The organism is Pedobacter sp. (assembly GCF_045627485.1).
GTDB lineage: Bacteria > Bacteroidota > Bacteroidia > Sphingobacteriales > Sphingobacteriaceae > Pedobacter.
In genome coordinates this window covers 1-1,527 of the sequence record NZ_JAZQNU010000188.1, presented here as the reverse complement: position 1 = coordinate 1,527, position 1,527 = coordinate 1, and the positions used below count along the sequence as shown (strand labels likewise).

The window sequence follows — 1,527 nt, the reverse complement described above, 5'->3', positions numbered from 1 at the left end:
AGTCTTTCTCCAAAACTATCAGCCGTGCTGGTAAACCGGCATTACGATACAGACTACCATAGCTTCTTTGCCCAAGCCAACGGAGAAAAAAGTGATGCAAACAATGAAAGTAGCTGGTATGCAGGCCTTCATTATACGGCTACTACACAGTGGACAGCGTCTGTATATTCCGACATCTTTAAATTCCCTTGGTTAAAATACAGGGTAAATGAGGCTTCTAAAGGTTTCGAAGTAATGACGCAATTGCTTTACCGTCCTCATAAAACCTTTAGTGTAATTGGACGCTTTAAAACGAAACAAAATCAGCAAAACACAGACCTGCCAGTCAACATCAAATTCCTGGATGAGGTGAGCAAACAAAATTACCGTATGGAAGTTAACTGGCGCATTAGCAGGAAATTTAACTTTCAAAACCGGTTAGAACTCTGCCAGTACAGAAAAGGCGAAGCCCCCGGCGAATACGGTTACCTCGTTTACCAGGACATGGCCTATGTGCCCTTGTCGTCCCGTTTAACAGCCAATTTACGTTTTGCCTATTTCAACACGGCCTCTTATAACAGCCGGGTCTATGCCTATGAAGATGATGTGCTTTATGGTTTCAGCTTTGGCATGTACAATGGTAAAGGTGCGCGTACTTACCTAAACATCAAGTATAAACTATTAAAACACATGGACTTGTGGAGCCGGTATGCTTTATCAGTTTATCGGGATGTGGAAACCGTAGGTTCTGGATTAGACGAAATCCAGGGAAACCAAAAATCTGAATTAAAACTTCAGTTACGTTACCAGCTTTAATGTTTTACCGCGCAGAAACCCAGTATGTTCACCTCCTGTGTGTTTACATAGCGGGTATAATTTTCGCCCATAGTTTTCCTTCCTTAACCTTACAGCATGCCTGTGCCCTAATAGGCATGACGCTTTTCCTTGGTCTCCTCATTATAAATATCGGCTACCTGAAACTAAAGGTTTATCGCCTTAAAGTGTATTGGGGGCCCATTTTATACCTGCTTATTTTTTTCACATCATCCTGGACTTACCTTATCCAGCTGCAACATCTTCAAAATAAATATTTTGCCCACCATCAAGCAGAATTCCTGAAAGTCATCGTTGATGAAGAGCCCCAGTTAAAAGGCAACCTCCTGCGTTTTAAGGCAAAAGTGACTAATACTCAGCAACATGACAGCAGCTTCGCCTGTATCGGAAAATTGCTGGTCACCGTACCCATCAACAACCAATCCTCTGGCAGTATCAGCTATGGTGATATGTTGATGTTGCCGGCAAACTATAAACCCGTTGATGGACCAAAAAACCCAGGAGAATTCGATTATAAACGCAACCTGGCGAATCACCAGATTTATCATCAACTTTATGTGTTGCCCCAAAGAATTTACCGCCTCCAACAGGGAGCCGGTCCCGCTCTCGGGGCCGCGCTCCGGCTCCTCGCGGAAATAGGCATCGATCGCGCGGAACAGGTCATTTACAGCCGCCCGCAGGGAAATATCCCTGAGCTGCGCTCCGGCCGCGCTG

At 44.7% G+C, this 1,527-nt stretch carries 1 protein-coding gene and 1 pseudogene; both read left to right on the top strand.

All coding sequences use genetic code 11. The annotated features are described in order from the left end of the window. Positions 1-795 (top strand): annotated as a pseudogene (locus tag ACR2F3_RS14275) (helix-hairpin-helix domain-containing protein); the annotation flags it as partial. Then, a partial coding sequence (locus ACR2F3_RS14270; RefSeq protein WP_432710652.1) for a ComEC/Rec2 family competence protein occupies positions 795-1,527 on the top strand: 733 nt, incomplete at its 3' end. The pseudogene ACR2F3_RS14275 and the gene ACR2F3_RS14270, both read left to right, overlap by 1 nt.